The sequence below is a fragment of the Methylocystis parvus OBBP genome (assembly GCF_027571405.1).
Lineage (GTDB): Bacteria > Pseudomonadota > Alphaproteobacteria > Rhizobiales > Beijerinckiaceae > Methylocystis > Methylocystis parva.
On the sequence record NZ_CP092968.1, the window covers coordinates 1841041 to 1864788 of the forward strand.

Here is a 23748-nt window from a genome sequence, read left to right on the forward strand (position 1 = left end):
GCCAGGCGACGTTAACCGTCAGAGAGTCTCTGAAACGTAAATGAGCGGCGAAAACTTGACGCTTTTGCCGCTCATCTCGTTCAGATTGCGGAGATTTTCGGTCGCTGCAGCGACTTGGCTGAAGGCGTGGCCGCCGGCTTGGCGGCGCTCGCCGGCGGGTCCTTGACGTTTTCCCACCCGCCCTTGGGCGGCAGCACGTCGTTTGCCTCGCGCCGCGGCTCCTTGGCCTTGAACCCCGCCGCGAGCGATTTCGCGGTCGAGAGATCCTTGGAGTCGAGCCGCGCGGCGACCTCGTCGCGCTTCTTGGCCGCGTCGGCGTCGCCTTGATCGGCGGCGGCCGCGAACCAGAGATAAGATTGCGTCAGGCTTTGGCTGACCCCGAGGCCGCGAGCGTAAAGGATCGCGAGATTGAACTGGCTGTCCCGCACGCCAAGATCGGCCGCCCTGACGAACCATTGGGCCGCCGCCGCGTAATCCGGCTTGCCGCCCGCGCCGCCTTCCGCGAGGAGCACCGCGAGATTATGCATGGCGCGGGCGTTCCCCGCCTCGGCCGCCGACTGATAATATTTTCTGGCGCGGCCGTAATCGCGCTCCACGCCAATGCCCTTTTCGTAGAGCGAGCCGAGGCGGTATTGCGCGGGGGCGAGCCCCTGCTCCGCCGCCTTCTCGAACCACTGCGCCGCCGTCTTGGCGTCGCGAGAAACGCCGCGGCCGTCGGCGTAGCGCACGGCGAGTTCATATTGCGCGGACGCGTCGCCCTGCTGGGCGAGCGACTTGATGACGTTGGTCGCGTCCGGGGCCGTAAGCGGATTGAGGCCGCCAATGGAGCCGACGGGCGTCGAGTCGACCGGCGTATTTTCGGTGTGCGGCGCGATCATGCGCGGCGGGACCGTCCCGCCCGGACCCATTGTCGGCATGTTGCGGGGCGTCTCGGGAGAGAGCGCGGGCGGCCGCACGACGCGCACCGCTTCGGCCGGAGCGGAAGTGACCGGGGGGACGCTCCGCCCGGACGCCGACGCGGCGGGAGCCGGAGCGGGCGTCGCAGCGGGAGCCGCGGCGCGCGCGGGCGATTCCTTCGGCGCGGCCTCGGGCGATTCGGCGGCGGAAGAGGCGGCTGGCGCGGAGTCGGTTTCGGCCGGCGCGGCCTCGGTCACCTGATGATCCTGGTGGTCCGCGTCGCCGCGGCCCTGAAGCGCCATGCGCGTCATGCCGAAGGCGCCGGCGAGCAGAACGACGCCGGCGAGACCCAGAAGCAGCGGGCGCTTGCGATCTTCGAGCGTGGCGGCGAGGCCGGCGGCCTTGCCGGCGGGCGCGCTGGACGCCGGACGGCCGGCGGCGCGGCGCGCCTGCTGGGCCTTCTCGGCCGCGTCGGCGTCAACCGCCGCCTGCTGAGCGGCGCGACGCGCGGCGGCGATGAAATCCGTCTGACCCGCTTCCGGACGGGCGGCGCGATCTTCCGCGATAGGCGAGAAATCGGGCTCCCGGCGCGGCGGACGGGGCGCGCCCGGCGGCACGAGGAAATCCACGAGATCGTCTTCGTCGGACCCGACGCGCGGCGCGCGGCGCGGCTCGACGGTCGGCTCCGGCGCGCGACCGGCCTGAGGCGACGGGGCTTCCTCACGGCGGCGCGCGGGGGCGCCAGGCTCGACCGCGTCCAGCCGCAGGGCCGCCCCAGGCGCGGGGGGGACGTTGCGGATATCCGACAGTTCGTCCTCGAAAATCGCAAGACGATCGACGACGCGCTCCAGCGTCTCGTGGACGGCCAGCAGAGTCTCGTGCGTGCGCTGGCCGCTTTCGTCCTGAATCTTGCGGATGTCGATCAGCTCGCGCTCGAGCGCCTCGCGCAAGGCGCCGGGAGCGGGATTCGCCTGGCGCAGCAGGTCCTGCGTGGCGCGGCGCACCGCCTCCTCCGCAGCCAGCGTCGTCGCCGCCTTTGTCTCCTCCATCTGCGCGACCAGGGCGCCGATGCGCGCCTCGACGCTCGCCAGCGCGGAGCCGCTATGGTCGTTGCTGTCGAGCCGTTGCGAGAGCGCCCCGATCTGGGCTTCGAGCGCCCTCAACGCCTCGGAGTCGGCGCGCGGATCGAGCGCCTGATTGAGACGCCCGGCAAGCTGCTCGACGAGAGCGGCGAGATCGTTCTGCCGCGCCTCGACGCGGTAGCCCTCCTCGGCCCGCTGCGACAAAGCCGACTGCATCCGCTCGAGATGCGTCGCGATCTCCTCGAGCTGCGCATTGCTCTGCGGCTCGGCGAGCATGGCGCCGAAGCGGTTATTAGCGCTGGCGTCCTCGAGACGGTCGACTTTGTGGAAGAGCGCTTCGAGCTGGTGCTGGATCGCCCCGAGATCGGGCGTCCGCGCATTGGCGGCGATTGCGGATTCGATCTTGTGGTCGAGGCCGCGAACGATTTCCTCGATATAGCGGACGTCGGCGGCCGGCGCGGCGGCGGCTCCCTGGTCCAGCCGCTGCGCGAGCGTCTCGCGCACGAAGTCGATCCGCTGCGCGAGTTCGGCGAATTGCCGGTCGGCGACGGGCTGTTGCAGCATCGCCTCGATGCGCGCGATCGAATCCGACGCGACCGGATCGCCGATGCGCGTTTCGAGACGCTCGATCTTGCGGCCGATTTCCTCGAAGCCGGGCGCATGGGGCCGGCCGTCCAGCGCCGAGTCGATCTTGACCGCGAGATTGGCGATGAGCGCTTCGAGCGACTCGGTGTCGACGGGCTTCTGCGCGACGCTGTCGTCGATGCGGCGCGAAAGCGTGCGGCCGAGTTCGTCGATGCGTTCGCCCAGTTCGTCGAAACGCTTGCCGCCGGCGTTCAGGACGGCCTCGTCCAGCTTCGTCGCAAGCTGCTCCAGGCGGCGGTTGAACGTGTCGAAACCGGCGGTCGTTTCGGCGGAAACGATGCTGCGAATCGAGCGCACCAACTCGCCCATATCGAGCGCAGCGGCGGCCTTCGCCGCGCCGGCGCCCGCATGCGCGAGGGCGTCCACGCGCTGGGTGAGATCGAAGAGGCGCGTCTCGATCTTCTCGATCGGCAGCGGGCGCGCGGCCAGCGCGGAAAGCTGGTCGCGGATTTCGCGGGTTTGCGCCGAAAGCTGCCGGATCGCCGCCACATCGGCGGCGTTCGGCTGCTGCATGGCGTCGAGACGGCGGCCGATGGTCTGCACGTCCGCGTGGAGATTGCGCACGATCGGGCTGGGATCGAGCTCCTTGATCACGGCGCGCAGCTCGCCGGCGATGCGTTCGGCGGGCGCGAGAAGATCGTCGGCGACGCCGCGATGGCGCTGCACGTCGACGCGATGGGCGAGGTCGCGCAGGGCGGTCTCGATCGCGGCGACGGAGGCGCGCGGCGCGAGATCGCCGATGGCGCGCGACATGTCTTCGACCTCGCGGCGCAAGCCCTCGATCTGGCGCATCACGACCATCTGCTGGTCGGCGCGCTCCCCGGCGTCCTGACGCACGGTTTCGAGCTGGTGCGAGAGAGAATCGAGCGAGGCGTGCATTTGCGCGAAGCGCTTGGCCGGCGGCTCGCCTTCCCAAATGTCCGGTTCAGGCGCCGCGGGCGGCGCAGCCTCGTCCAGCGCGCGCTGACGCTGCGTGATTTCGGCGATGGCGTCGACCAGCGGGCGGCGCGTCAGCGGCTCGGCCCGGCGCTGAGCCTGATCCAGGGCGGCGGGGCTCGCGCCGGCGAGTTTCGCTTCCGGCGCGGGACCGGGCTGCGACGCGGCCGGCGGGCTCTGCGGCGCGCGGGCATCCTCGTCGAGGCGCCGGGAGATGTCGGCGAGACGCTGGTCGAGACTCGACAGCGCCTGCTCGAATTCGCCGGCGCGTTCGCCGCTCGACAGACGGTCGAGGCGCGATTCGAGACGCGCCAGCGCGGAACGGATCGGACGCACGCTGGCGCCCGCCGCAGGCTGTTCGGCGAGGCGAGACTCGATGCGGCCGAGCCGCTCGGCGAGAAAAGCGAGGCCCTCTTCGGCGGTTTCGCCGTTGCGCCGACCGTCTTCGAGCATGCCGGCGAGATTGTCGAGCGCGCGCGCCGTATGGCGTTCGCTTTCCTGAGCGCGCTGGGCGAAGGCCGCGACGGCGCGTTTGACGACGTCGCCGTCGCTGCGGCGCTGGCCCCGCTTGATCAGATCGGCGAGGTTGGCGAAGGCGCGGGCGGTGTGCCGCTCGCTCTCCGCCACGCGGCGCTCGACGATGGCGGCGGCGTCGGCGACGATCGCTTTCGCATCGAGGCGCGGCTCTTCGCGCGAGCGGCGCCGGCTATGGCTCCAGTCGCGACCCTCGCGCGGCGCGTGGCCGCGCTCGTCTTCATCATCCGAAAAGATGTCGTCATCTCCGCCGCGACGGCGCGCGGCGCGCATTTCGTCGGCGGCGTCGTCGCGCCAACGGCGCGGCTGGCGATAGTCCTCGCGCTCGCGGCGGCGCTCGTCGCCCGCCCCGCTCGGACGCGCAAGGCGGCGCGCGACGGCCTCCAGACGGTCGCCGTCCTCGTGTTCGAACTCTTCCTCCACGCGGTCGTCATCCTCGCGAATGGCGTCGTCTAGCCAGTCGCCAAGGCTTTTTCCCGACCTGCGCGCCTCGGAGCGGGCGGATTCGCGCATGTCGTAATCGTGACCTCGGGATTTGCGGGAAAGAGCCTTGCTCATGTCTGTATCCGGCGCATCCGCTTGCGGATTGCTCGAGAAAAACTAGGGGAACCGACTCGGGGACCGCGCGAATCGCGCTACGCTCGCGACGCCCTGGCGCCGTTGGAGGCGACTTTCCGTCAATCAAGGTAAACAAGCCGTTAAGTTTTGCCTTTCCCTACGGCGTTTCGTTCATGAATATGGAAAAATCCGATCGCCGGGAGGCGAATCGCCTCGCTTGAGAAGAACATTGATCGCCAAGCCCCTTCAAGCGGTTTGAGCCCCGTTCACGCCCTATTGCGCGGAGTCGCGGCCCTCTCTACCTAAGACGCAAACGCCGTTCCCTCCGGTCGCGTTCGCGATTCGGGGAGGGGCCTCGAGGAGATGTCCATGCCGAGCTACAGAGCGCCCGTCGACGACACGCTATTCCTCCTGAACGACGTGCTGCAGTTTCAAAGGTTCGGCAATCTGCCGGGATTCGCCGACATGTCGCCGGACGTCGCGAGCCAGATTCTCTCCGAGGCCGGAAAGCTTTGCGAGGAAGCGCTCGCGCCGCTCAACCAGTCGGGCGACGCCAATGGCTGCAAGCGGAACGCCGACGGGTCGGTCACGGCTCCCGCCGGTTTCAAGCGCGCATTCGAGGCCTATGCCGCAGGCGGATGGATCAGCCTGCCCGTCCCGGAGGAATATGGCGGCCAGGGCCTGCCCTATACGCTCTCCATGGCGATGAACGAATTCGCCTCTTCCGCCAATATGGCTTTCGCCATGTATCCCGGCCTGACGCAGGGCGCGCTCGCGGCGCTGCTGACGCATGGCTCCGAGGAGCAGAAAAAGCTTTACGCGCCGCCCATGGCGGAAGGCCGCTGGACCGGCACCATGAATCTCACCGAGCCGCAATGCGGCACGGATCTCGGCCTTCTGACGACGAAGGCCGCGCCGCGCGGCGACGGCGGCTATTCCATCACCGGCCAGAAGATCTTCATCTCCGCCGGCGAGCACGACCTCACGGAGAACATCGTCCATCTGGTGCTCGCCCGCATCGAGGGCGCGCCGGCGGGCGTGAAGGGCATTTCGCTCTTCATCGTCCCCAAGATCGTTCCCAACGCCGACGGCTCGCTCGGGGCGCGCAACGGCGTCTCCTGCGGCTCCATCGAAGAAAAGATGGGCATTCACGGCAACGCCACCTGCGTGATGAATTACGACGGCGCGCAGGGATTTCTCATCGGCGAGGCGAATCGCGGCCTCAACGCCATGTTCGTGATGATGAACGAGGCGCGTCTCGGCGTCGCCGTGCAGGGCCTCTCGCAATCCGAAGTCGCCTATCAGAACGCGCTCGCTTACGCGAAGGAGCGCCTGCAGGGCCGCGCCCTCACCGGACCGAAAGCGCCGGACAAGAAGGCCGATCCGATCATCGTGCATCCGGACATTCGGCGCATGCTGCTCGAGATCAGGGCTTTCAACGAGGCGGCGCGCGGGCTTGCGCTCGCCGCCGCTCTCGACAGCGACGTCGCGCATCGCTCGGACGACGCGGCCGCCCGGCAGGCGGCGGAGGACCGGCTCGGCCTGATGACGCCCGTGCTCAAGGGCATGTTCACCGATCTCGGCTTCGACAATGCGGTGAAGGCGCAGCAGGTCTTTGGCGGCCACGGCTATATTCGCGAATGGGGCATGGAGCAATTCGTGCGCGATGCGCGAATCGCCATGATCTATGAAGGCGCCAACGGCATTCAGGCGCTCGACCTTGTCGGACGAAAGCTGCCGCGCGAGGGCGGACGCGCCATCATGGCCTTCTTCAAGGACGGCGCGGAGCTGCTCGGCGGCCACAGCGCCAATGAGGCGATGAAGCCATATGTCGTCCCGGCGCAAGCGGCGCTGAGCGATCTGCAGAAGGCGTCGATGTGGCTGATGCAGAACGCCATGGCGAAGCCCGACAATGCCGGAGCCGCGTCCTATGACTATATGCATCTCCTGGGTCGCGTGGCGCTCGGTCTGATGTGGGTGAGGATCGCCGCCGCGGCGATAGAGAAGAAGGCGCGTGAACCCGATATGGCGGCGCTGATGGACGCCAAGCTGACGACCGCGCGCTTCTATATGGAGCGCATGCTTCCCGAGACGAGCCTGCGGCTCGCCCGCATCGTCGCCGGCGCCGACACGATGATGTCACTGGCGCCGGAGATGTTTTAACGACTGGGATGAGCAGTGACGGTCGTGGATGCCTGTAGGGACAGCGCAGGACGCGGCCTTGCCCCTCACCCCAACCCTCTCCCCGCTGGGCGGGGAGAGGGGGCGCGCTCGCGATCGGCTTCGCCCGTGGCCGTGATCCCGCTCCTCTCCCCGCTTGCGGGGAGAGGTTGGGTGAGGGGCAAGGCCGCTGATACGAACAAGAATCGCAGCGCGGGCTGTGCCGACGCGAGAATGAATAGAGAGGAAACGTCATGCCCGAAGCCTATATTTACGACGCCGTCCGCACGCCGCGCGGGCGCGGCAAGCCGGACGGCGCGCTGCATGAGGTCTCCTCGCTCGGCCTCGCCAATACGGCGCTGACGGCGATCCGCGAGCGTAACAATCTCGCGGGGCCGGAGGTGGACGACGTCATTCTCGGCTGCGTCGATCCCGTCGGCGAAGCGGGCGGCGACATCGCCCGCGCCTCGGCCATCGCGTCGGGCTATTCGTACAAAGTGCCCGGCGTGCAGATCAACCGCTTCTGCGCCTCGGGCCTCGACTCGGTGAATTTCGCGTCCGCCCAGATCATGTCGGGCCAGCACGAACTCGCCATCGGCGGCGGCGTCGAGAGCATGAGCCGCGTCGGCATCGGCGCGTCGGGCGGCGCCTGGCCGGTCGACCCGACCATCGCCATCCCCTCCTATTTCATGCCGCAGGGCGTCTCCGCCGATCTCATCGCGACGAAATACGGCTTCTCGCGCGACGACGTCGACGCTTACGCCGTGGAGTCGCAGCAGCGCGCGTCGAAAGCCTGGTCCGAAGGCCGCTTCGCCAAATCGGTCGTGCCGGTTAAGGATGTGAACGGCGTCACCATTCTCGATCGCGACCAGCATGTGCGGCCCGACACCAATATGCAGTCGCTCGCGAGCCTGAAGCCGTCTTTCGGCTTCTACGCCGAACAGGGCGGCTTCGACGCGGTGGCGATTCAGGCCTATCCCGAGATCGAGAAGCTGAATTACGTGCATCACGCCGGCAACTCGTCCGGCATCGTCGACGGCGCGGCGGCCGTGCTCGTCGGCTCGAAGGAGGCTGGCGAGAAATACGGCCTGAAGCCCCGCGCCCGCATCCGCGCCTTCGCCAATATCGGCTCCGAGCCCGCCATCATGCTCACCGGCCCGGTGGACGTGACGAAGAAACTGCTCGACCGCGCAAAGATGTCGCTCGCCGACATCGATCTCATCGAGATCAACGAAGCTTTCGCGGCCGTGGTGCTGCGCTATCTGCAAGCCTTCGATCTCGACCCCGCCAAGGTCAATCCCAATGGCGGCGCCATCGCCATGGGCCATCCGCTGGGCGCGACGGGCGCGATGCTTGTCGGCGTCGCGGTGGACGAGCTGGAGCGAACGGGCAAATCGACCGCGCTCGTCACGCTCTGCATCGGCGCGGGCATGGGCACGGCGACGATTATCGAGCGGGTGTGAACGAACATGCACGACCGTCATTGCGAGCGCAGCGAAGCAATCCAGCGCCCCGTCGCGGCTCTGGATTGCTTCGTCGCTCACGCTCCTCGCAATGACGGATGGCAGATTGATCTGGGGACGAAACAATGAACCTCGCCAATTTCCGCTTCGAGACCGGCGCCGACGGCGTTGCGCTCCTGACATGGGACATGCCCGGCCGTTCGATGAACGTCATCAATCCCGACGTTATGGACGAACTCGGCGCCGTCATCGACGCCGTCGTCAACAACGCCGACATCAAGGGCTGCGTCATCGCCTCGGGCAAGAACGCCTTTTCCGGCGGCGCCGACCTTTCCATGCTGCAGCAAGGCGCGGCGCAATACGCAAAGGCGCTGAAGGAGCAGGGCGAGGAGGCGGCGAACAAGCTCTTCTTCGAGAATTCGCGCAAGCTGTCGCTGCTCTACCGCAAGCTCGAAACCTGCGGCAAACCCTTCGCCGTCGCCATCAACGGCGTGTGTCTGGGCGGCGCTTTCGAACTCGCGCTCGCCTGCCATTACCGCGTGATGGCGGACGACGACAAAACCAAGGTCGGCCTGCCGGAAATCAAGGTCGGGCTCTTCCCGGGCGCCGGCGGCACGACGCGCGTCTCGCGCCTGATGCAGACCGGCGACGCGCTGCAGTTCCTGTTCCGCGGCGATCAATTGAAGCCGAAGGCGGCGCTCGGCGCGAAGCTCGTGCACGAAGTCGCGCCCCGCGAAGAGATCGTCTCGCGCGCGCGCGCATGGATCGTGAATGGCGGCAAGGCGCAGGCGCCGTGGGACGCGAAGGATTTCAAGAACCCGTCCGGCAAGGTGTTTTCGCCGACCGGCATGATGATATGGCCCGCCGCCAACGCCATTCTGCGCCGCGAGACCTATAATAACTATCCCGCCGCCCGCGCCATTCTGCATTCGGCCTATGAAGGCCTGCAATTGCCGATGGATCAGGCGCTCACCGTCGAGTCGCGCTGGTTTGCGCACATCCTGCGCTCGAAGGAGGCGGCGGCGATGATCCGCTCGCTGTTCCTTTCCAAGAACGAACTCGAGAAAGGGGCGCATCGTCCGTCGGAAATTCCGCCGACCAATCTCAGGAAGATCGGCATTCTCGGCGCCGGCTTCATGGGCGCGGGCGTCGGCTATGTGTCGGCCCTGAACGGCCTCGAGGTCGTGCTGATCGATCGCGACCAGGAAAGCGCCGACAAGGGCAAGGCGACGATCGACAAGCTCATTTCCGGCTCGGTCTCAAAGGGACGCGCGACGCCGGCCGACAAGGAAGCTTTGCTCGCGCGCGTGAACGCGACCGCCGATTACGCAGCCCTCGCCGGTTGCGACCTTGTGCTCGAAGCCGTGTTCGAGGATCGCGCCGTAAAGGCCGACGTGACGAAACGCGCGCAGGACGTCGTTGGCGGCGACGCGATCTTCGCCTCCAACACGTCGACGCTGCCGATCACGTCGCTCGCGGAAACGTCGCGCGTTCCGGAGAACTTCATCGGCATCCACTTCTTCTCGCCCGTCGAGAAGATGCTGCTCGTCGAAGTCATCATGGGCGAGAAGACCGGCGACCGCGCTCTTGCGACTGCGCTCGATTTCATCCGCATCATCAAGAAGACGCCCATTGTCGTGAACGACACGCGCGGCTTCTACGCCAATCGCTGCGTGCTGAACTTCGTGCGCGAGGGACAGATCATGCTGACCGAGGGCGTCCCGCCGGCGATGATCGAGAATGTCGCGAAGATGGCCGGCATGCCCGTTGGCCCGCTCTCGCTCAACGACGAGGTGGCGCTCGATCTCGGCTGGAAGATTCTTCAGGCGGCGAAGCAGGATCTTGGGCCCGAGGCGATCGATCCCCGGCAGGAGCGCGTGCTCGGCTATATGGTCGAGAAAGAGGGCCGCTTCGGCCGCAAGAACGGCAAGGGCTTCTATGATTATCAGGCCGACGGCAAGAAGAGCCTGTGGCCCGGCCTCTCGGCTCTCGCGGAGGCGACGCTCGATCCGGACAGCGTCGACGTCGAGGAACTGAAGCGGCGCTTCCTCGTCGTGCAGGCGGTCGAGGCCGCGCGCACTATCGCCGAGGGCGTCGTCACCGATCCGCGGGAGGCGGATGTCGGCTCGATCCTCGGCTTCGGCTTCGCGCCCTTCACCGGCGGCACGCTCTCTTATATCGACGGCATGGGAGCCAAGGCCTTTGTCGCGCTGTGCGACGCGCTCGCCGCCAAACACGGTCCGCGCTTCGACCCGCCGCGGCTCCTGCGCGACATGGCGGCGAAGGGCGAGACCTTTTATGGACGCTTCCTGCCGCAGAAGAAGGCGGCTTAGCAAGCGGAGAAGCGTTTCGAGTCTTTTACGCCGAATGTTGAAGGCCCGCAGCTCGACGAGAACTGCGGGCCCTCCTTTATCTCAAATAAGCTCGCGCCGAGATTCGTCGCTTTACAGATAAATGACGAACGGCCCCAGATTCGTCACCGTTCCCGTGCCGCTGGGCGCCGGGGTGACGATCGTGGACTGACGCGTCGAGCGCACGCCCGTTCCGGGAATGATTTGCTGCTGCGCGTTGATAAAGCCCGGATCGTTCAGCTTGACGCTGTAGACGAGGTAGAGCGACTGCGTCGCCGAGTCGAAGGAATTGAAGAAATAGGGCACGACGATCGGACAACTGAAGTTCTGTTTGTTCTCCTGCACGGTCGCTGCCACAGAGCCGTTCGACGTGGCGCTATTCCCCAATATAGCCGCGCCGAGCGTCGAAATAGCGGGATTTCCTGTCGTATTCGGAACGACATAGAGATAGCCGGTGCAGGTGACTTGTCCGCCCTGCGAGATCGGCAGCCTCAGAAAGCCGTTGATGGTGACGACATAATAGCCCGAAACCGGGGTCGGAGCCGCCGAGACTGGATTGGCCAGCAAAGCCGAGCAGAGCGCCATGAGCGCGGACGCCAACCGGAGCGCTTTCATTTATATTCTCCCTCATCCTGAAAACTAAACGTTTTAACGTTTTGCGATACGTCGCATAAGTATTCTATCTTCATAACAGCGAAGCTGACAAGCTATGGACGTCTGCAATATCATCCAATTATTCATTGTCTGTCAAATATCTGGTATGATATATGCATTTTACCTCTGACTTAACCATTTACAACTTGATGAATGTCAGCATTCATTGAAGAGCGCTACTAGCGCACTTGCTCGGCCAGGATCATAAACGCCGTGTTTCGTCCATGCGTCATCCAAACGGAGTATGCGCCGTCCCTAAGCTGCGCCAGCACTCGCCAAAGAAGCCATGACTTCCCCCGACGCCGCGGTTAAAAGGTCGCCAAGGCGCGGCTCAGGGCCGCGCCTGTGCGGACTCATTTGATGCCTTTCTTCCTGCTGCCCTTCCCCATCGTCGATCCTGTGGCCGTCAATCTCGGCCCGCTGCCGATCCGCTGGTATGCGCTGGCCTATATTGGCGGCTTCATTCTCGGCTGGATCGGCTTGCGCCTGCTTGTCGCGCGCGAGGCCTTATGGGCGCCCGATCAGCGGCGACCGACGCGCGAGGGAATCGACGATCTCCTGGTGAACGCCGCGCTCGGGGTCATCATTGGCGGGCGTCTCGGCCATGTGCTGTTCTACGATCACGCATTTTATCTCTCCCATCCGCTGGAGATCCTGCAGACATGGAAAGGCGGAATGGCGTTTCACGGCGGGCTGCTCGGAGCGGTCGCCGGCATGTGGCTTTTCGCGCGCAGCCGCGACGTGCCCTTTATGACCGTCACGGACATCTGCGCCGCCGTCGCGCCCATCGGGCTTTTCTTCGGAAGGCTCGCAAATTTCATCAAGCCCGAAATGTGGGGACGCCCGACCGACGTTCCCTGGGCCATGATTTTTCCGCTGGCGGGCGGCGAACCGCGCCATCCGAGCCAGCTCTATGAAGCGGGACTCGAAGGCGTCGCCCTCTTCCTTCTGCTTTACCTCGCTGTGAGAAGCGGCGCTCTGAAACGGCCCGGGCTCGTCACCGGGCTCTTTGGAGTCGGCTACGGGCTTGCGCGCATCTTTTGTGAATTCTTCCGCGAGCCCGACCCCGTGCAGGAGGCGTTCCCGGGCGGGCTCACAATGGGGATGGTTCTCTCCCTGCCGCTCTTATTCATCGGCGCGGCGCTTATCTTTCTCTCCCTGCGCCGCCGGAGCGCGCTTGCATGAATCCCTTGAAGCAGGAAATCGCCGCGACCATCGCTCATGAAGGGCCGATGACCCTCGAACATTATATGAGCCTCTGCCTCGGCCATCCGCGCCACGGCTATTACATGACGCGCGATCCCTTCGGCGCGGACGGCGATTTCATCACCGCGCCGGAGATCAGCCAGATGTTCGGCGAATTGATCGGCGTCTGGACGAGCGAAGCCTGGCGCATGTCGGGGTCGCCCTCCCCCGCTCGGCTCATCGAACTCGGCCCCGGACGCGGCACGCTCATGTCGGACGTCCTGCGCGTTTCACGCATTTCGCCCGGCTTTCTCGACGCGGTGAGCGTACATCTCGTCGAGACGAGTCCGACGTTGCGCGCCATTCAGCGGCAAACGCTCGACAATGCTGGCAAGCCGGTCGGCTGGAGCGCCGATGTCGGCGAGACCCCGCCGGGTCCGGCTTTCATTCTGGCGAACGAATTTTTCGACGCGCTGCCGGTACGCCATTACGTCAAGACGATTCCCGGCTGGCGCGAGCGGCTCGTGGGGCTCGATCCGGCGGGCGAACTGACCTTCGGCCTTTCCGACAGAGTCGAAACCTCGCTGAGGGCGCCCGCTCAGGAGGGCTCGATCATCGAGGTGAGCCCCGTTTCGCAGCGCATAATGGGCGAGATCGCCGCGCGCCTCGTGCGGGACGGCGGCGCGCTGCTTATGATCGACTACGGCTATACGGAGACGACTCTCGGCGACAGCCTGCAGGCGGTTTCGAAACATGTCTATGTCGATCCGCTCGCCGCGCCCGGGGAGGCCGATCTCACGGCGCATGTGGATTTCGCCGCGCTGGCCCGCGCCGCCAAAGCGGCGGGCGCCAAGGTGATGGGGCCTGTGACGCAAGGGCACTTCCTCCTGCAACTCGGCATCGAACGCCGAGCGCAAGCGCTGATGAAACGCGCGACGCCCGAGCAGCAGCAGGGCGTCGTCGACGCTTTCGACCGCCTGACCGGCGTGCAGGACCCGCGCCGTCATATGGGCGCATTGTTCAAGGTAATGGCCGTGACGCATCCCGACATGCCGGACATGCCGGGGTTCATTGTGTGATTTAGCCCCCTCTCCCCGCATGGGGCGTCGAAAGACGCCCGTCTTTCGACGGGCTTTGCGAGGAGAGGAAACAAACGCTTCGCCAGGAACGACATGACAATTCCCCCCGCCCTCACCGCGTCCAATCTCGATCTGCCTGGCCTTCGGCACGCTTTCTTCACGCGTGAGGGCGGCGTCTCGGAAGGCGTCTATGGCTCGCTCAATGGCGGCGTGGGCTCGAAGGACGCGCCGGAGCGCGTCGCGCAAAACCGCGCGCGCATGGCGGCGCGCGTCGGCGTGCCTGCCGAGCGGCTTCTGGTGCCGTTCCAGATCCATTCCGCCGACGCGCTGACGGTCAGCGAACCCTGGGCGCCGAAGGAGCGACCGCGCTGCGACGGACTCGTGACGCGCGAAGCGTCGCTGGCGCTCGGCGTCACCGGCGCCGATTGCGGCATGCTGCTTTTCGCCGACGCGAAAGCGGGCGTGATCGGCGCCTGCCACGCCGGCTGGAAGGGCGCCTTCACCGGCATGATCGAAGCGACGGTCGCCGCCATGGAGGCGCGGGGCGCGCGCCGCGCCGACATCCACATCGCGCTGGGCCCCGCGATCGGCCCGCAGAGCTATGAGGTGGGGCCGGAATTCTCCGCCCGCTTCGTGGAGGAGGATATGGACTATGCGCGTTTCTTCGCGCCTTCGCCGCGCGCGGGCCATTCCATGTTCGATCTGCAGGGCTTCATCGCCATGCGCGTGTCGCGGCTCGGCGTCGCCTCCTTCGAGGCGCTCGGCCTCGATACTTACGCGGACGAAGCGCGCTGCTTCAGCTATCGCCGCAGCGTGCATCGACGGGAGCCGGATTACGGGCGGCTCGTATCGGCGATTGCGTTGACGTCGTAACCCCCTCCCCAACTCTCCGCCGCAAGCGGGAGACGGAGCAGACCGGCGCCTTCATCGAGAACGCGGCTGGGGCGCGTCCCCTCTCACTTTGTCGCATAGGTAAACAGCATTGAATGCGGCAATCCGCGCGGCGGCGCCGGGAAGGGGGCGGCGGCGCGGACAGCGGCGAGCGCCGCGGAATCGAGATCCGGCAGACCGCTCGACTTATAGACCGCCTGATGGGTCAGATTGCCCATCTCGTCAATATAGAAGGCGACGACCCCCTTGGACGACATCTGCATCTCGCGCACGCGCGGCGGGATGCGCATATGCGGCATGATGAGGCCGTAAAGGATCGTCAGATAGGTCGTCTTCGCCTGACCGCCGCCGACGGGCGAGGGCTTGGGCGGCGCCGCGAGCTTGAAGTCCGGCAAGGGCGCGAGCGCCGCGACCTGATCGGCGATGGAATTGGCGTCGCCCTTCTTTGCAGGTTTCGCATCCTCCGTCTTCGGCTTGTCGGTCGGCGTCGGAACCTTCTCGGCGCGCTCGATGATCTCGGCGTCGGGCTTGTCCTCCACTTCCTTCTGCTCGGACGCCTCCGGCGGCTTCTCGCCGTCGGCGTCGTCCTGCGCGTCCTTCAGCCCCTGCGGCTTTTCGTCCTTGGGGGCGAATTTCTCCGGCTCGTTACGCTTGGTCTTGGCCTGATCGGCCTCCTCCGGCGCGTTCACCTCGCTCTTGGACTTGCTTTCCGCCTTGGGCGCGTCGAAAGCCGGTTTTTCCTCCTCCACAGGCGGCGGAGGCGGCGGCGGGGGCTTTTGCTGCTCCTGCTTCTCCGGCGGCGGCTCTGGAGGCTTTTCCTCCTTCTTTTCCTCCGGCGGCGGCTGCTCGGGCGGCGGCGGTTCGGTGATCACCTCGACGGGAATTTCCTCGACCGGCGGTTGAGCGAACTCGCTGCGCCTATCCTCCCAAAGGAGGAAGGCGAGCAGAGCGAGGTGGAGCAGCAGGCCGAGCAGGATGAATGCGAAGAAGCGGGGACGCGGCGTCACGCCTCCGCCCTGGCGCGGCTCGAAGAGCCGTTCCATGGCGACAGCGGCGAGCGTCGCGCCACGCGGCTTTTGTCTGACCGTTTCGTTCATCTCGATGGAGGAACCCGTCCGCGAGCCGGGGCAACCTGCATGCCAAGCACAGGGGTGAAATCGCGAGTGAATTTGCCACAGACGGCGCCCCCTTCGCAAACCTTATGGCGTTTTTTGCGGCGAACTGCGCCGCACGGTCGCAATGTCGCCATATGCCGCAGGGTTTTAAGGCCAGCAGGCGCATATATGAGAGCAAGCTAATAAAAAGCGCTGCGGGGAGGGAGAATCAATGAAAGCCGGCTTCGATCTTACGCGTCGGAAAGTGCTCCTGTCGGCGGCCGCCACGCTCGCAGCGCCGGCTTTTACGCGGGCCGCGGGAATGATGACCGCCCCGCCGCGAGGCGCGACGGAGAACTTCAATCCGGACGTCGACGTCGAACTGGTGTGCAAGCGCGACGCCGTCAACATTCTCGACGGCGCGCCGACGCAAGTCTGGCGTTATGCCGGCAACCTTCTCAAAGGCCCGGCCAATACGCTCACCGCATTGCCCGGCAGCTATCTCGGTCCCCTGATGCGCTTCGCCAAGGGTCAGAAGATTCGCATTCGCCTGCGCAACGACCTTCCCGAGCCGACCATCGCCCATTGGCATGGCCTGCATGTGCCGATGGAGGCGGACGGGCATCCCAAGGCCGCGATCGATCCCGGCCAGACCTATGTCTACGAATTCGAGATGCGCAATCGCGCGGGCTTTTATCTCTATCATCCGCACACGCATGAAGCGACGGCGACCCAAGTCTATCACGGTCTCGCCGGCGGCATCGTCGTGGAGGACGAGGAGGAGCGCGCGCTGGGCTTGCCTTCGGGCGAATATGAGATCCCGATCGTGCTGCAGGACCGGTCCTTCGACGACAATAATCAGCTCGCTTATTGGGGCGGCATGCATCGCGACATGTTCGGCTTTTACGGCGAACGCATTCTCGTCAACGGCCGGCCGGATTACGGGCTCGACGTCGCGAGCCGGGCCTATCGCTTTCGCGTGCTGAACGCCTCCAATGCGCGCATTTACAAGCTGCGCTGGGACGACGGGACGCCGCTGACCGTCATCGGCGTCGACGGCGGCCTTTTGGAAAGACCGCAGACGCGTCCATACGCCATGCTGTCCCCCGGCGAAAGGCTCGATCTCTGGGTCGATTTTTCCGGCCGAAAGACGGGCTCGAAACTCGTCATGCGCAGCGGGGCCTTTGACGGCCTCACGCCGCCCATGGCGCAACGCATGGGCGGCGGCCGCCTCCTCGTCGGCGACGATTACCCGCTCTTCAGCGTGACGGTCGCGCGGGAGACGAACGACAGTCCGAAGCTCCCCGAGAAGCTTTCGACGCTGAGACATTATCGCAGGGCGGACGTCGCCAACCCCGACAATCCCCGTCCCATCGCGCTCTCAATGGGGCATATGCAGCTGGCGATCAATGGGCGCGCCTATGGCCATGACGAGGTGATGGATATTGAGCGCATCCCCGTCGACACGGTGCAGCTCTTCGAGATCTTCCATGACCATGGCGGCGGCGGCATGGGCGGCGGCATGGGAATGATGGGCACGATGGACATGGCCCATCCGATCCATCTGCACGGCGAGCAATTCGAGATCCTGGAGCGGCGCTATAGCGGCGACGATCCGGGTTCTTATGCGACCTTTCAGGAGGGGCTCATCGACAGCGGCCTGAAGGACACTGTGCTCGTCGCGCCCGGCGAACGCGTGCTCATCGCCAAGCCCTTCAACGACTTCAAGGGTCGCTTCATGTATCACTGCCACAACCTCGAACATGAGGATATGGGCATGATGCGCGAATTCTCGGTGGAGTGAGCGCTATTCTTCAGCGTCGGTGAAAAGGACGACCTCGTCAGGGAGGCCCGCTGTCGCGCTTTTTTCAAGGTTCAGGCCGGCGACGCGCGCAAAGCCGGCTTCAGCTTCGAGCAGCACGACGGCGTCGCCCGGCATTTGCTGCAGCTTTTCGATGAGTTGGGAAACGGTCATGACGCGCTCGCTATCGTTGCGCATTGCAAGCAATCGGCGCGCCATCGACCATCAACGCGGAAGATCAGATATTGCAGACATAGCTCAGTTCGCTTTGCCGGATCTGATCCGCGACCCAGACCGCGCCCTTGCCGCGATGCGACTCGACGAAGGCCGACGCTTTGGCGAGTTGATCGTCGGAAAGCGACATATTGCACATGCGCGCGACCTGACGGCCGATCTCGGCCTTGCGCGCGATCGGCGTCGGGCGGGAAAGCACGGCGCTGACCGCGTCGACGGCGGATGATCTCGCAAAGGCCGGAACGGCGGTCATGATAAGCGCACAGCAGGCGAATACGCGGATTCTCGTCATTTCGTTCCTTTAAGGTTGAGCGGACGCGACATAAAGGCCGGCATGTCCGTAGCGCCGTGCGGGAAACGCCTCCGCGAAACGGCTTCTCCATATTTAAGCCGCCCGCATTGTGACGACTTTAGGGCCGGGCGACGGATCGGGATAAGGCCGAAACCACAAGCGACGATGATATAATTCCGTCGCATTGTAACTAAAGAGAAATGCTTCGCCGGCGCGCGCGAAAGCCTGCAAGGCCGCATCGAAGATCTGTCGACGAACCGGGCCCCGCATTCGACGATGCGAGGCCCGGCCTTACTTTCAATGGATTTAGTGCTGCATGCCGCCCCCCGAGCCGCCATGGCTCATGCCGCCCATGCCGCCCATGCCGCCCATCATTCCGCCCATGCCGCCGCCCATCATGCCGCCGCCATTCATGGACATGCCGACTTTCATGACATGCGTCATGGCTTCGCCCGCGATTTTCTTCTGCTCGTCGGAAAGAGCGGTGAAGAGCGGTTCGATCGCGGCCTTCTGCGCGCGCACAATGTCGAGATGGTCGGACATGTGCTTGTCCATTTTGTCGAGCTTGTGCAGGATCTGCGGCTTGGCCGGATCCGGGCGATCGTCCGTCGCCGCGCATTTGGCCTGCGCCTTCTGCGCGACGGCGCGCCAGGCGTCGGCGAAATTGTTCCAGGCGGAGACCTGCTGCTCCGTGAGCTTCAGCTCGGCCTTGACATAAGCGAGACGCCCTTCGAGATGCTCGGCGAAGCCGCAGAGCATATGGGCCATCATGCCACCCATTCCGCTGCTCATGCCGCCGCCCATGCCGCCCGCGCCATGCGACATGCCGCCCATGCCCCCGCCGGAGCCATGGGACATGCCGCCGCCGGAACCGTGGTCCATGCCGCCCATTCCGCCGCCGCCATGATCCATTCCGCCCATGCCGCCGCCCATGCCGCCGCCGTGATGGCCGGCATGTTCATCGGCTTTTGGCGCGTCGCTCTTGGGCGCCTCCGCGGCGCCCGACTGCGGCTTGCCGGGATCGGCCCATTGCGCGGCAGGCGCGCCGCCACCCGCGTCATGCGCTGAATGGTCCATCGCGCCATGGTCCATCTTGCTGTGATCCATCTCCGGCTCGGCTTGCGCCATCGCCAGGCCCGCCGCCAATGCAAGCGCCGCAACGCCGGCCGTATTGAGGATGGTTCGCGCGATCATGTTTCTCTCCCTTAAATTTATTGATTTGCTTCAGCGACAGTAGCGACGACCGCCGCACTGTCGGCGACAATGTCACAGTAACGAAGGAGATGGCATCCCGCCAATTGTCGCGCGTCAAATCGAGAAACAATGATGCGGCGCCGCAATCCCGTCGCCGGCGGATCGATGCGGTCGCTCAAGAGCGACCGCACGCTGTGCATTGCGGTTGTTACTTGGCGTCGTCGCGCTTGACTTGATAGCTGCCCTTGTTCTTGGGATCGTCCCTGACGGGACGCGGCGCGCGCACCTCGTCAACCTTCGTCGGCTCCTTATAGCCGGGCTGGCCCGCGACATTCGGCGCGCCCCACTTCACTTCTTCGGCCATCGCGCCGCCGAAGCCGAGAACAGCCGGAACAGCGACGAGCGCAACCAACGCGGAGTGCTTGAAAGCCATCGTTTCCTCCTTGTTATTTAACCACGTCGTGGCTGGAAGCTGACGCTTCCACGCAGGATTATAGAAACCGAGTTTTTCAGGCTCGCTACAGAAAATTGATAATTAGGCGACGCCCCGCGCCCAGCCAGAGGCGCGCGAGAGGAGATTGATAAATATCGGCTACGTGGATTTCTTCTCGGCGATCCCGACCAGCGCGCGCAGGATGCGCCGCGTGCCGGCGAGACGTTGCTTCATCGTGTCGAACTCGCGCACAAAGACGATGCGCATATCAGGCCGCACCTTCGCCTGCGTCCCTTGCTCCGCGACATAGCGGACAAGTCCAGCCGGGTCGGCGAAATGATTGTCGCGAAAGGAGATGATGACGCCCTTCGGACCCGTATCGACTTTCTCGACATGAGCGCGACGGCAAAGGGCCTTGATGGCGACGATCTCGAAAAGCTGTTCGACTTCCGGCGGAATGGGACCGAAACGGTCGATCATCTCGGCGGCGAAAGCCTCGATGTCCTGATCGGTCTCGAGCGTCGAAAGGCGCCGGTAGAGCTGCAGGCGCAGCGTGAGGTCGGGGATATAGTCCTCCGGAATCGTGACCGGCGCCCCGATGGCGATCGTCGGCGACCAGGCTTCTTCCTGCGGCTCCTCGACGCCCGCCTTGAGCAGCGTGATCGCGTCGGAAAGCATCTGCTGATAGAGTTCGTATCCGACTTCCTTAATATGACCCGACTGTTCGTCGCCAAGCAGATTGCCGGCGCCGCGAATGTCGAGATCGTGGCTCGCGAGTTGAAAACCGGCGCCGAGCGTATCGAGCGATTGCAGCACTTCGAGACGTTTTTGCGCCTGCGGCGTGACGCCGCGATTGGCCGGCGTCGTGAAAAGCGCATAGGCGCGCGTCTTCGAACGGCCGACGCGTCCGCGCAATTGATAGAGCTGCGCGAGGCCGAACATGTCGGCGCGCCAGACGATGAGCGTGTTCGCGCTCGGAATGTCGAGACCCGATTCCACGATCGTCGTCGAGAGCAGAATGTCGAACTTGCCGTCATAGAAGGCCGACATTTTCTCTTCGAGCTCGGTCGCGGACATCTGCCCATGCGCGATGACGAATTTCGCCTCCGGCAGGTTCTCGCGCAGGAAGGCGGCGGCTTCCTCCAGATCGTCGATGCGCGGGCAGACGAAGAAGGCCTGTCCGCCGCGATAACGCTCGCGCAGCAGCGCCTCGCGCACGATCAGCGGATCGAAGGGCGAGATGAAGCTGCGCACGGCGAGGCGATCGACCGGCGGCGTGGTGATGAGCGACAGCTCGCGCACGCCGGTCATGGCGAGTTGCAATGTGCGCGGGATCGGCGTCGCGGAGAGCGTCAGCACATGCACTTCGGCGCGCAGCTCCTTCAAGCGCTCCTTGTGGCCGACGCCGAAATGCTGCTCCTCGTCGATGATGACGAGGCCGAGATCCTTGAAGCTGACGCCCTTGCCGAGAATGGCGTGCGTGCCGCAGATAATATCGACCGTCCCTTCGGCGAGTCCCTTCCTGGTCTCGCGCGTCTCCACCGTTCCGACCATGCGCGAGAGGCGGCCGATCCTGATCGGCAGACCGGCGAAGCGCTCGCTGAAGGTCTTGTAATGCTGGCGCGCGAGCAAGGTCGTCGGCGCGACGACGGCGACCTGCTTGCCGTTGATCGCCGCCGTGAAGGCGGCGCGCAGCGCGACCTCCGTCTTGCCGAAGCCAACGTCGCCGCAAACGAGGCGATCCATCGGGCGCCCGGCGGCGAGGTCGTCGAGCACCGCGTCGATGGCGAAGGCCTGATCTTCAGTCTCGTCGTAAGGAAAGCGCGCGCAGAACTCGTCATAGAGTCCTTCCGGCGGAACGAGCTTCGGCGCCGCGCGCAACTGACGCTGTGCGGCGATCTCGATGAGGCCCTTCGCCATTTCGCGGATGCGATTCTTCATCCGCGCCTTGCGCGCCTGCCAGCTCGTGCCGCCCATGCGGTCGAGCTGCGCATCCGCGTCTTCGCCGCCATAGCGGGTCAACAGCTCGAAATTTTCGACCGGCACGAAGAGCTTCTGGCTCTCGGCGTAATGCACCTCGATATAATCGCGCCTCACGCCGCCGCTATCGAGCGTCGTCAGGCCGATAAAGCGGCCGATGCCGTAATCGACATGCACGACGAGGTCGCCCGCCGTGAGCGCGGCGACTTCTCCAAGGAGGTTCTCCGTCGGCTTGCGCTTGCGCCGGCGGCGCACGAGCCGGTCGCCGAGAATGTCCTGCTCGCCCACCAGCGCGTAAGCGCCGGTCTCGAAGCCATGCTCCACGCCGAGCACGGCGAGCGTCACGCCGCCCGGCCCTTTCGCCAGGGCCGAGGGAAGCGAATTGACGAGCGCGAAATCCTTCAGCCCGTGCTCCTGAAGCACATGGCCGAGGCGCTCGCAGGAGCCGTCCGACCAGCCGGCGACGATGACGGCCTTGCCGGTTCCGCGCAGCGCCTGAACATGATCCACCGCCGCCTCGAAGACGTTGGTCTCCGGCTCATTGCGCTCCGGCGCGAAATCGCGGCCGGGCCGCGCGCCGCAATCAATGGCGTCGGCGCGCTCGGAGGCGAAAGGCGAGAACTGCGCCGCCCCGCGCGCCTGCAGTGCGTCGCGCCATTCGTCGCGCGTAAGGTAGAGCGCGCTTGGCTCGATCGGCTTGTAGTTCGCGCCCGCCGGATCGAGATCGAAAGCCTCCTTGCGCGCGTCGTAATAGTCGACGATCTGCTTGATGCGCTCGCTTGCGGCCTCCTCGACCAGCGCGTCGAGCATCAGCGGCGCCTCGCCGAGATAATCGAAGAGCGTGTCCATCCGCTCGTAAAAGAGCGGCATCCAGTGCTCCATGCCGTGATGACGCCGGCCTTCGCTTACCGCCTCATAAAGCGCGTCGCCGCGCGTCTGTCCGCCGAATTTGGCGGCGTAATTCTGTCGAAAGCGCCGCATCGTGTCGGAGGTCAGCCGCAACTCGCTCATCGGCGTGAGATCGAGCGCGCGCAATTGCCCGGTCGCGCGCTGCGTTTCCGGATCGAAGCTCCTGATGGATTCCAGCGTATCGCCGAAGAAATCGAGACGGATCGGCGCCGGGAGACCGGGGGGAAACAGATCGATCAGGCCGCCGCGCTGGGCGTATTCGCCGGTCTCACGGACCGTGCTGGCGCGCAAAAAACCGTTAGCCTCCAGCCAAAGCGCCAACTCGTCGAGCTTGACGAGATTGCCAGGCGTCGCCGAGAAACTCTCGGCCGAAACCATCTTCTTGGGCGGCGCGCGCTGGAGAAGACAATCCGCCGTCGTCGTGACGACGCGCGGGCGCTCGGCGGAAGAGCTGGCGCGCGCCAGACGAGACAGGGCCGTCATGCGCCGCGCGACGACATTGGCGTGCGGCGAGACGCGATCATAGGGCTGGCAGTCCCAGCCGGGAATATCGAGAATTTCTACATCGGGATTGGCGAAACGCAGCGCCTCGCGGAACTGCGCCGAGCGCGCCCCGTCGCGCGCGACATGAACGAAGACGGCCGGCCGTCCCTCCGCTTCGCGCGCGAGCGCGCGGGCGAGATCCGCGCAGAGAAAGGCGTCGAAGCCTTCCGGCGCATGGGAGAAAAGCAGCTTCTCGCGCTTCGCGAGACGCGCCCGCGCATTTTCGAGCGCTTGGGCGGCGCCCCTGGTCTTCACGGCCGCTTTGTTCAATGAATGGGTCCGTCGTGGGTGTGAAAGGCGATAATGGCCTTAAGTAGCGCCGTGTCGCGCTCGGGCGGCGGCGGCGCGGCGCCGGAGAGCCAGCTCAGGAGTTCGGCGTCCGGCAAATCGAGCAGCGTCTCCATTTCATGGAGCTCCGCCTCGCCGAGCGCCTCGATCCTCGCATCGACAAAGCCGCCGATGAGGATATCGAGTTCGCGCATGCCGCGCCGCCAGGCGCGAATCTTGACGCGTCGGCGGCGTATGTCGCTTTCGCTGAGGCTTTCGGCCTCGTCCCGGAAGTTTTCAGACATTGGCGGAATCGCTCGCGCGCGCCGCCCGATCATCCGGACGTCGCTGACATTGGCTGGCTTATCGCAGCCGGAGGGGAAAGAAAAGCGGGCGTCGCCGAAGCGTCGCAAAGAGCGCTTGACTTCGAAAACGGGGCGCCCTATCCCGCAGTCCTCGCGCGAACGACGCGCCGCGCGGGGGAGTAGCTCAGTTGGTTAGAGCGCCGGCCTGTCACGCCGGAGGTCGCGGGTTCGAGCCCCGTCTCTCTCGCCATTCCCCAAATT

Annotated in this window: 16 protein-coding genes and 1 tRNA gene; 8 read left to right on the forward strand and 9 right to left on the reverse strand. The window is 65.4% G+C overall.

Annotated elements, in window-relative coordinates; all coding sequences use genetic code 11:
- Positions 1 to 80: 80 nt before the first annotated feature.
- A complete protein-coding gene (locus MMG94_RS09035) occupies positions 81 to 4652 on the reverse strand; it encodes an SEL1-like repeat protein (RefSeq protein WP_020372392.1) in 4572 nt (1523 codons plus the stop codon).
- A 369-nt stretch (positions 4653 to 5021) separates the two neighbouring features.
- Between MMG94_RS09035 and MMG94_RS09040 the strand changes: the two genes are divergently transcribed.
- From MMG94_RS09040 to MMG94_RS09050, 3 genes are all read left to right on the forward strand, one after another.
- Complete coding sequence (locus tag MMG94_RS09040; RefSeq protein WP_026016015.1) at positions 5022 to 6815, forward strand: acyl-CoA dehydrogenase C-terminal domain-containing protein; 1794 nt, start codon at positions 5022 to 5024, stop codon at positions 6813 to 6815.
- Between the two features lie 251 nt (positions 6816 to 7066).
- Positions 7067 to 8275: an acetyl-CoA C-acetyltransferase gene (locus MMG94_RS09045; protein ID WP_016918269.1), complete on the forward strand. Its 1209-nt coding sequence runs from the start codon at positions 7067 to 7069 to the stop codon at positions 8273 to 8275.
- Positions 8276 to 8400: 125 nt separating this feature from the next.
- Entirely contained in the window at positions 8401 to 10608 is a 2208-nt protein-coding gene (locus MMG94_RS09050) for a 3-hydroxyacyl-CoA dehydrogenase NAD-binding domain-containing protein (RefSeq protein ID WP_016918268.1), read from the forward strand.
- A 111-nt stretch (positions 10609 to 10719) separates the two neighbouring features.
- Here the strand turns inward: MMG94_RS09050 and MMG94_RS09055 are convergent, their stop codons facing one another.
- A complete protein-coding gene (locus MMG94_RS09055) occupies positions 10720 to 11241 on the reverse strand; it encodes a hypothetical protein (RefSeq protein WP_154419897.1) in 522 nt (173 codons plus the stop codon).
- A gap of 399 nt (positions 11242 to 11640) precedes the next feature.
- On the opposite strand from MMG94_RS09055, the gene lgt reads away from it, so the two are divergent.
- The 3 genes from lgt to pgeF all read left to right on the forward strand — a co-directional run bounded on the left by lgt (position 11641) and on the right by pgeF (position 14417).
- Positions 11641 to 12465 carry a prolipoprotein diacylglyceryl transferase gene (gene lgt / locus MMG94_RS09060; protein ID WP_016918266.1) on the forward strand — a complete coding sequence of 275 codons (825 nt, stop codon included), beginning with the start codon at positions 11641 to 11643 and terminating at the stop codon, positions 12463 to 12465.
- Entirely contained in the window at positions 12462 to 13544 is a 1083-nt protein-coding gene (locus MMG94_RS09065; protein WP_016918265.1) for a class I SAM-dependent methyltransferase, read from the forward strand. Before lgt ends, MMG94_RS09065 begins: the two co-directional genes overlap by 4 nt.
- A 93-nt stretch (positions 13545 to 13637) precedes the next feature.
- Entirely contained in the window at positions 13638 to 14417 is a 780-nt protein-coding gene (gene pgeF / locus MMG94_RS09070) for a peptidoglycan editing factor PgeF (RefSeq protein WP_016918264.1), read from the forward strand.
- An 83-nt stretch (positions 14418 to 14500) separates the two neighbouring features.
- On the opposite strand, the gene MMG94_RS09075 is transcribed toward pgeF, so the two are convergent.
- Entirely contained in the window at positions 14501 to 15532 is a 1032-nt protein-coding gene (locus MMG94_RS09075) for a TonB family protein (protein ID WP_016918263.1), read from the reverse strand.
- Between the two features lie 229 nt (positions 15533 to 15761).
- Here MMG94_RS09075 and MMG94_RS09080 point away from each other — a divergent pair, with 229 nt between their 5' ends.
- Entirely contained in the window at positions 15762 to 17333 is a 1572-nt protein-coding gene (locus MMG94_RS09080; RefSeq protein ID WP_016918262.1) for a multicopper oxidase family protein, read from the forward strand.
- Positions 17334 to 17336: 3 nt separating this feature from the next.
- On the opposite strand, the gene MMG94_RS09085 is transcribed toward MMG94_RS09080, so the two are convergent.
- From MMG94_RS09085 to MMG94_RS09110, 6 genes are all read right to left on the reverse strand, one after another.
- On the reverse strand, positions 17337 to 17504 hold the full coding sequence (locus tag MMG94_RS09085) for a hypothetical protein (protein ID WP_169315505.1): 168 nt from the start codon (positions 17502 to 17504) through the stop codon (positions 17337 to 17339).
- 64 nt (positions 17505 to 17568) lie between these two features.
- Positions 17569 to 17856, reverse strand: a complete 288-nt coding sequence (locus MMG94_RS09090; RefSeq protein WP_016918260.1) for a hypothetical protein — start codon at positions 17854 to 17856, stop codon at positions 17569 to 17571.
- A gap of 306 nt (positions 17857 to 18162) precedes the next feature.
- A complete protein-coding gene (locus MMG94_RS09095) occupies positions 18163 to 19050 on the reverse strand; it encodes a Spy/CpxP family protein refolding chaperone (RefSeq protein WP_154419895.1) in 888 nt (295 codons plus the stop codon).
- Positions 19051 to 19258: 208 nt separating this feature from the next.
- Positions 19259 to 19483: a hypothetical protein gene (locus tag MMG94_RS09100; protein WP_154419893.1), complete on the reverse strand. Its 225-nt coding sequence runs from the start codon at positions 19481 to 19483 to the stop codon at positions 19259 to 19261.
- A 159-nt stretch (positions 19484 to 19642) separates the two neighbouring features.
- Positions 19643 to 23185 (reverse strand): transcription-repair coupling factor, encoded by a 3543-nt coding sequence (gene mfd, locus MMG94_RS09105; protein ID WP_016918255.1) that lies wholly within the window; start codon positions 23183 to 23185, stop codon positions 19643 to 19645.
- Positions 23182 to 23487 (reverse strand): FAD assembly factor SdhE, encoded by a 306-nt coding sequence (locus tag MMG94_RS09110; RefSeq protein ID WP_026016011.1) that lies wholly within the window; start codon positions 23485 to 23487, stop codon positions 23182 to 23184. The genes mfd and MMG94_RS09110 overlap by 4 nt, the downstream gene beginning before the upstream one ends.
- Before the next feature lie 173 nt (positions 23488 to 23660).
- Between MMG94_RS09110 and MMG94_RS09115 the strand changes: the two genes are divergently transcribed.
- A tRNA-Asp gene (locus MMG94_RS09115) sits at positions 23661 to 23737 on the forward strand.
- The last annotated feature ends 11 nt before the right edge of the window (positions 23738 to 23748 follow it).